General features: G+C 54.3%; 5 protein-coding genes and 1 pseudogene. 3 read left to right on the top strand and 3 right to left on the bottom strand.

The features are described 5' to 3' along the window. The 3 genes and pseudogenes from QZ554_RS04045 to QZ554_RS04035 form a co-directional block, all read right to left on the bottom strand. Positions 1 to 256, bottom strand: a pseudogene (locus QZ554_RS04045) (hypothetical protein); the annotation flags it as partial. Between the two features lie 36 nt (positions 257 to 292). Beyond that, complete coding sequence (locus tag QZ554_RS04040; RefSeq protein ID WP_297194587.1) at positions 293 to 973, bottom strand: hypothetical protein; 681 nt, start codon at positions 971 to 973, stop codon at positions 293 to 295. Positions 974 to 1,007: 34 nt separating this feature from the next. Continuing rightward, complete coding sequence (locus tag QZ554_RS04035; RefSeq protein ID WP_297194586.1) at positions 1,008 to 1,673, bottom strand: hypothetical protein; 666 nt, start codon at positions 1,671 to 1,673, stop codon at positions 1,008 to 1,010. A 1,331-nt stretch (positions 1,674 to 3,004) separates the two neighbouring features. Between QZ554_RS04035 and feoB the strand changes: the two genes are divergently transcribed. The 3 genes from feoB to QZ554_RS04020 all read left to right on the top strand — a co-directional run bounded on the left by feoB (position 3,005) and on the right by QZ554_RS04020 (position 6,742). Further along, the gene (feoB, locus tag QZ554_RS04030) at positions 3,005 to 5,536 is read left to right on the top strand and encodes a ferrous iron transport protein B (RefSeq protein ID WP_297194585.1); all 2,532 of its coding nucleotides are present in this window, start codon (positions 3,005 to 3,007) and stop codon (positions 5,534 to 5,536) included. Positions 5,537 to 5,549: 13 nt separating this feature from the next. Next, on the top strand, positions 5,550 to 5,690 hold the full coding sequence (locus QZ554_RS04025) for a FeoB-associated Cys-rich membrane protein (protein ID WP_297194584.1): 141 nt from the start codon (positions 5,550 to 5,552) through the stop codon (positions 5,688 to 5,690). A 77-nt stretch (positions 5,691 to 5,767) separates the two neighbouring features. Beyond that, on the top strand, positions 5,768 to 6,742 hold the full coding sequence (locus QZ554_RS04020; RefSeq protein ID WP_297194583.1) for a calcium/sodium antiporter: 975 nt from the start codon (positions 5,768 to 5,770) through the stop codon (positions 6,740 to 6,742). The last annotated feature ends 12 nt before the right edge of the window (positions 6,743 to 6,754 follow it).

Here is a 6,754-nt window from a genome sequence, read left to right as displayed (position 1 = left end):
AGGTGGCATAGGGAGCCCTCTCTAGGAACTCTATTTGGACGTAGAGTTTGTAGCCCTTGTAGTCTCCCTCCCAGCTCCCCGCATACTTAGGGAGGAGGCGATGGGTATCTTTGAGATAGAGGATATCCTTACGTGAGTAGGGGGGCTCCTTTGACTTGATGTCCCCATAGTTATTCTCTAGGGGCATCACCTTCTGGCCTAGAGCTGTCAGTGTAGACAACCCTACGAGGAGAAGGAATAGGATACAGCGTTTCATACCGACCTATGCTACTTATACCGACTGGGAGCGGTGTTACTTACTAGAGGGAATGAGTGTCGGGAAGTCGGGATCTAATGCTGACCTTGGGGGCACTTTGCTCGTGCGACGTAATACCCAAGGTGTCCCCTCCTGAGGTAAATACTCGGGATGTATCATAGGGCCTTCCATGGTAATTACGCTCTTGAGCTCCAGTGTCAAGGTCTTCATATCTTCACTCATACGAGCCCAGCAGAAGACCCCTGTAGCGTCATGATTATATGAAAAGTAAAACATATAGGCTTCTTCCCTCCTTTTAGCTCCCCCTTCTGAGGGTGCATCTGCAGTAGGTCGTTTGACGTTCAACTTCGTACCTTCCCCTATATGGTCTGGGTTCGTCTTAGCATTCACCACCTCACGCCCTGAGGCATCAAGGATCCTACTCACGAGAGATAGCTGATCCACAAAGAGCTTACAGTCCTCCGCATCAGTGGAATAGGGAGCCCTCTCTCGGAACTCTATTTGGATGTAGAGTTTGTAGCCCTTGTACTCTCCCTCCCAGCTCCCTACATACTTAGGGAGGAGGCGATGGGTATCTTTGAGATAAAGGATATCCTTACGTGGGAGCTCCTTTGACATGGCACTCCCATAGTTATTCTCTAGGGGTATCACCGTCTGACCTAGAGCTGTCAGTGTAGACAACCCTATGAGGAGAAGGGATAGGATGTAGCGTTTCATACCGACCTATGCTATATACTATCTGGGGGCGGTGTTACTTACTAGAGGGAATGAGTGCCGGAAAGTCGGGATCTAATGCCGACCTTGGGGGCACTTTGCTCGTGCGACGCAGTACCCAAGGGCTATCGTCTTGAGGCAAATACGCAGGGTGTATCATAGGACCTTCTATGGTAATTACATTCTTGAGCTTCAGGGTCAAGGTCTTCATATCATCACTCATACGAGCCACACAGATGACTCCCGTAGATAGGTCATTATAGAAAAAGACAAACTGATAGGTTTCTTCCCTTTCTACAGAGGATGCGTTTGTTGGTCGCCTAACAAACAACTCTCCTCCAACCCCTATCCGATCGGGGTTTGTCTTGGCATTCATCACCTCACGCCCTGAGGCATCGAGGATCCTGCTCACCAAATGCAGCTGATCCACAAAGAACTTACAGTTCTCCGCATAGGTGGCATAGGGAGCCCTCTCTAGGAACTCTATTTGGACGTAGAGTTTGTAGCCATTGTAGTCTCCCTCCCAGCTCCCTGCATACTTAGGGAGGAGGCGATGGGTATCTTTGAGATAGAGGGTGCCCTTACGTGGGAGCTCCTTTGGTAGGACACTCCCATCGTTATTCTCTAGGGGCATCACCTTCTGACCTAGAGCTGTCAGTGTAGATAACCCTATGAGGAGAAGGGATAGGATATAGCGTTTCATTAGGCTGGGCGTAAATATAAGTTCATTCAGGGAGGCCTTCCCGCATGTGGTGTCCCTATTGATAGGGGGCACACACCAATAGCTTTGACCAGCCTCTATGGCAAAGATACAGAAATACCCTATTGAACTAATACCCTTCACTCCCAGCACTCACCGCCCCTCCCCTCCTCCATCCCTACCTCTTCTGTGGCCTCATCCGAAGGACACCCTGAGGTAAGCCCCCTAGAGCCGACTGTAGAGAGGGACGCAGAGGACGCTCCGAGGGGCTTCCCTAAGTGGCTATTTATCAAGCATTCCGAAAGGGCTAAAACGAACATACCGAGAACGCCATATAGGACTCGGTATGTTCGCACTCATCACCTATGTAAGGTGACGACACCGAACATACCGAGAGCGCTTCCCCGTTCTCGGTATGTTCGTTTTAGCCCTCTCAGAATGCCCCTCACACGCACTATTTCGCTTATGCCATAGATCCCCCCGAGAGGGAGGTCGGGAGAATAGCATTCGTCTAAGGAGATCCCTCTACACAGAGGAAACAAAAAGACTAATAATCAAACAAATAAACCATATACCGAGGATGGGGATATGGTTATAAAAAACTTCTTAACTTTGCTCTTGAGGAAGGGGGGAAGACCCTCCCTCCTCGAGGCACATATTCCATTTTATTCTTCTATATAGCTCCTGTATAGGATCGTCGGGATGTCACTAGACACTCGATGAGCGTATGGGCATCCGTGCCCTGCTACGCTATACAAGAAGAACACCCCCACAGACTCTGTGGGCTGGGGGCGTCAGCCGCTCCTACCAGCAGGAGCATCGTCCCCGGTAGTCCGAAGGCTGTTGCCTCTGAGAAGGAGAAAGCTCCCCCCGATGTCACAAGGCACCGGGAGACCCCTCGGGAGCCAACCCCTATCTCAACTCCTCGAGATCAGACCGCCCCCAGCGTGTCTCTCGAGCCGCTGCGGGAAGAGCATCACCCTCATCCTGAAACAACCTAAAGAGAGTAAGGAGTCTAAAGGCGGGAGGCCCGGAGGCTCTTCGGGCTCTACCCACAGCCCTAGACGTAGAGAGGGACTCAGCTCCACACGGAGTCCCCCTCCCCACTGCTGGGGTGACCGCCACCGTCCCCGTAGGCTCATATAGAGCCCTCGGGGACGTTTACGCTTCTCGTGGATGAGGAGTATCTCATCTCCACATAAGCGAACGAGATAGAGCTCCTCGCACACTTTATGCCTCGCGCGCGAACGTATTTATATAGGAGCGGTAAAGGCTAAGAGCGGTAGGTACTCTATCTAGGGCTGGTAGGTGAAAATACGTATCTTTGCATTTGTATGAACTTAGCGCAACTACAGACAGGAGATAAGGCAGTCATCGTGCGGGTGGGAGGCTCGGGAGCCTTCCGTAAGCGCATCCTAGAGATGGGCTTCGTGCAGGGTAAGGAGATCATGTCCGTACACAATGCTCCCCTCAAGGATCCTATCTACTACAAAATACTTGACTACAACGTCTCGCTCCGTCGTAAGGATGCCGAGCTCATCGAGGTGCGTCCCCTAGAGCCTCTCACAGAGGTTCATCCCGAGGAAGAGCAAGACACGGACCTCCTCCCCGACCCTCAGCTCCATAGCCTACATCGTATGCAGGGACGTGGGCAGAGCACCAAGCTCCCCACCCTACGCATCGCCCTGCTGGGTAACCCCAACTGTGGGAAGACCTCCCTCTTCAACCAAGCTAGCGGAGCACACGAGCACGTGGGCAACTACAGCGGGGTCACCGTGGAGGCCAAGACGGGACATATCTACTACGCTGGCTACAGGCTCGAGCTCATCGACCTCCCCGGCTCCTACTCCCTCTCCCCCTACAGCCCCGAGGAGCTCTACATACGCAACTATATCACGGGCGATGAGCGACCCGATCTGATCCTCAACGTCATCGACACGTGCAACCTAGAGCGTAACCTCTACCTCACCCTCCAGCTCAAGGAGCTAGGTCTACCCGTCGTCGTAGCCCTCAATATGTTCGATGAGTTCATCGCACGCAAGGAATACTTCGACTACCCTCGCCTCTCTCGCCTACTGGGTGTGCCTATGATCCCCACCGTATGCCGTACGGGGCTCGGACTAGAGGCACTCTTCGATGAGATCATCTCCCTAGCCCCAGGCATCAAGTCAGGCGACACCGAGCTCTTCGACGCCGAGCATGGTAGGCTTCGCCCCATACGTATCCCCTATGGCCCTACGCTCGACCCAATGATCGAGGAGCTGACAGCCAAGGTCATAGAGCATACCTCACAGCACGATCCGATCCAGGCACGCTCCACTGCGATCAAGCTCCTAGAGCGTGACGAGGACATCGAGAGCCAACTCCTACACCGATATGCACGTGGGGGCTTCCTGCTGTCCGCCCGAGACTTTGCCCTGCACCGTCTCAAGGAGGAGCGCAGTGAGGAGGCAGAGGCTCTGATCACCGACGCTCGCTACGGCTTCATCTCGGGTGCACTGAAGGAGACCTACCGCCCCAAGCATAGTGGCAAGCGCACCCTCACCGACCGCATCGACGACATCGTGACCCACCGCCTGTGGGGCTTCCCGATCTTCCTAGCACTGATGGTCTTCATGTTCTTCTGTACCTTTGCCCTCGGTCAGTATCCTATGGATCTCATTGACCTAGGAGTGGCGAAGCTCGGAGAATGGGTAGGCAGTATCATGGCCGAAGGCCCCCTAAGAGACCTCATCGTCGATGGGATCATCGCCGGGGTAGGCGGTGTCATCGTCTTCCTACCCCAGATCGTCATCCTCTACCTCTTCATCTCCCTACTGGAGGATAGTGGATATATGGCTCGGGCAGCCTTCATCATGGACAAGCTCATGCACAAGATGGGCTTACATGGGAAGTCCTTTATCCCGCTCATCATGGGCTTTGGCTGTAATGTGCCAGCGGTGATGAGCACCCGTATGATCGAGAGTCGGAAGAGTAGGCTGGTGACGATGCTCGTACTGCCCTTCATGAGCTGCTCGGCACGTCTACCGGTGTACATCCTGCTGGCTGGAGCCTTCTTCCCGATCCCATGGCAGGCAACCCTCGTCCTATTCTCCCTCTACCTCATCGGGGTACTCGTGGCGGTATGCTCGGCACGGCTTCTGAAGAGCACGGCCTTCAAGGGCGAGGATATCCCCTTCGTCATGGAGCTCCCCCCCTATCGCACCCCGACACCCCGCTCGATCCTCATCCATGTCTGGACCCGAGCCAAGCAGTACCTACAGAAGATGGGTACCGTGATCCTTGCAGCCTCTATCCTTGTTTGGTTTATGAGCTACTACCCTAGGCAGAACGAAGCCCGTGCCACTAAGGACCAGCAAGTGGAGGCTATACAAGCCTCCCTCCTCCCCGAGGCAGAGAAGCAGGCAAGGGTGGACTCTCTGGAGCATGCCTTCGCCACATACCATCAGGAGCAGTCGATCATCGGACGCATTGGGCACATCAGTGAGCCCATCATCCGTCCCCTCGGCTTCGACTGGAAGATGGGGGTAAGTATCGTCTCAGGGCTTATGGCCAAGGAGGTCGTCGTCAGCACCATGGGGGTCATCTACACGGGCTCAGGGGATGATGGCGAGGAGGCGGTAGCTCAGCTCTCCGAGCGTATGCGCACAGAGCGACGAGCCGATGGGTCACCATCCTTCACCCCGGTCATTGCCTATACGTTCATGCTCTTCGTGCTCCTCTACTTCCCCTGCATCGCCACACTGATTGCGATCGGGCGTGAGGCTGGACACTGGCGCTGGGGAGCTTTTGCCGCTGTGTACTCCTGTGCACTAGCTTGGCTTGCTTGCTTTGTCGTCTATCAAATATCCCTACTGCTGGGATAAATTCAGGTATCGTATGCTTCAGGAAATCATTGCCCTCACGATCGTCGGCATTGTCCTCTTCTTCATCGGGCGTTCTCTGGTGAGGATGCTCCGCCCTAAGAAGGGTGATAAGGGGTGTGGTGGGTGCTCCGGCTGCTCGGGCTGTGGGCACTAGCCCTCTATCCCTAGTACTAGCACTTCGCTTTAGATCACCCCTTTGCTAGCTATTATGTCGTCCTATCCATATTCTTTATGATCCTAGATATCCTCCTTTTCATTGTAGGTATTATCCTCATCATCGTAGGGGCCAACTATCTGACCGAGGGAGCTTCGGTACTAGCTCGTCGCTTCGGGGTATCTCCCCTCGTCGTGGGGCTCACCATAGTGGCCTTCGGTACCTCCTCCCCCGAGCTCATCGTCAGCCTAATGTCTGCCCTCAAGGGTAATTCGGACATAGCGATGGGAAACGTCGTCGGGAGCAACATCTTCAACGTGCTCATCATCGGAGGTATCACCGCCCTCGTCACCCCGATCACGATCACCAGAAGCACCATACGTCGTGAGATCCCCCTGATGATCCTTGCCTGCCTTGTCCTCTCGGTAATGGCTCTTGACCGGATCTTCGCAGGCACAGGAGAGATAGAGAACGTACTGAGCCGCAGTGAGGGGATAGTGCTACTCGGCTTCTTCTTGATCTTCCTCACCTACACCTTTGCTATTGCCAAGGGTGAGCCCGATGACCCACATGCTACCCCCGACACAGAGAGACGCTACCCACTGTGGCTACTCATCATCTTTATCATCGGCGGGCTAGCAGGTCTGATTGTGGGAGGAGACTTCTTCGTCAATTCAGCCTCCAGCATAGCTCGTACCCTAGGGATGAGCGAGGGCTTCATCGGACTGACCATCGTAGCGGCAGGCACATCACTGCCAGAGCTAGCGACCTCAGTAGCCGCAGCACTCAAGAAGGAACCCGAGATAGCCGTCGGGAACATCGTAGGGTCAAACATCTTCAACATATTCTTCATCCTCGGTACGACAGCTACCGTCACCCCGATCCGCATCGGTGGAGTCTCGACACTTGACTTCCTAGTGATGACCTTCTCTGCGATCCTGCTGTATGTCTTCGCCGTCCTCTTCGGTCAGCGAGTGATCAAGCGTGCAGAGGGTGCTGTGCTCGTCCTGTGCTTCGTCTTATACACTGCCTACCTCATCTCTCAGCTCTAACTCCCCTCAGTC

This window comes from uncultured Porphyromonas sp. (genome assembly GCF_915070105.1).
Taxonomy (GTDB): Bacteria; Bacteroidota; Bacteroidia; order Bacteroidales; family Porphyromonadaceae; genus Porphyromonas.
The sequence above is the reverse complement of the archived record's forward strand: the minus strand, read 5'-3'. Positions and strand labels throughout refer to the sequence as shown.

What these genes read in the sequence shown, in the direction of transcription:
- feoB (WP_297194585.1), top strand. Translation starts at nt 3,005, where the DNA reads ATGAACTTAGCGCAACTACAGACAGGAGATAAGGCAGTCATCGTGCGG.
- QZ554_RS04035 (WP_297194586.1), bottom strand. Translation starts at nt 1,673, where the DNA reads ATGAAACGCTATATCCTATCCCTTCTCCTCATAGGGTTATCTACACTG.
- QZ554_RS04040 (WP_297194587.1), bottom strand. Translation starts at nt 973, where the DNA reads ATGAAACGCTACATCCTATCCCTTCTCCTCATAGGGTTGTCTACACTG.
- QZ554_RS04025 (WP_297194584.1), top strand. Translation starts at nt 5,550, where the DNA reads ATGCTTCAGGAAATCATTGCCCTCACGATCGTCGGCATTGTCCTCTTC.
- QZ554_RS04020 (WP_297194583.1), top strand. Translation starts at nt 5,768, where the DNA reads ATGATCCTAGATATCCTCCTTTTCATTGTAGGTATTATCCTCATCATC.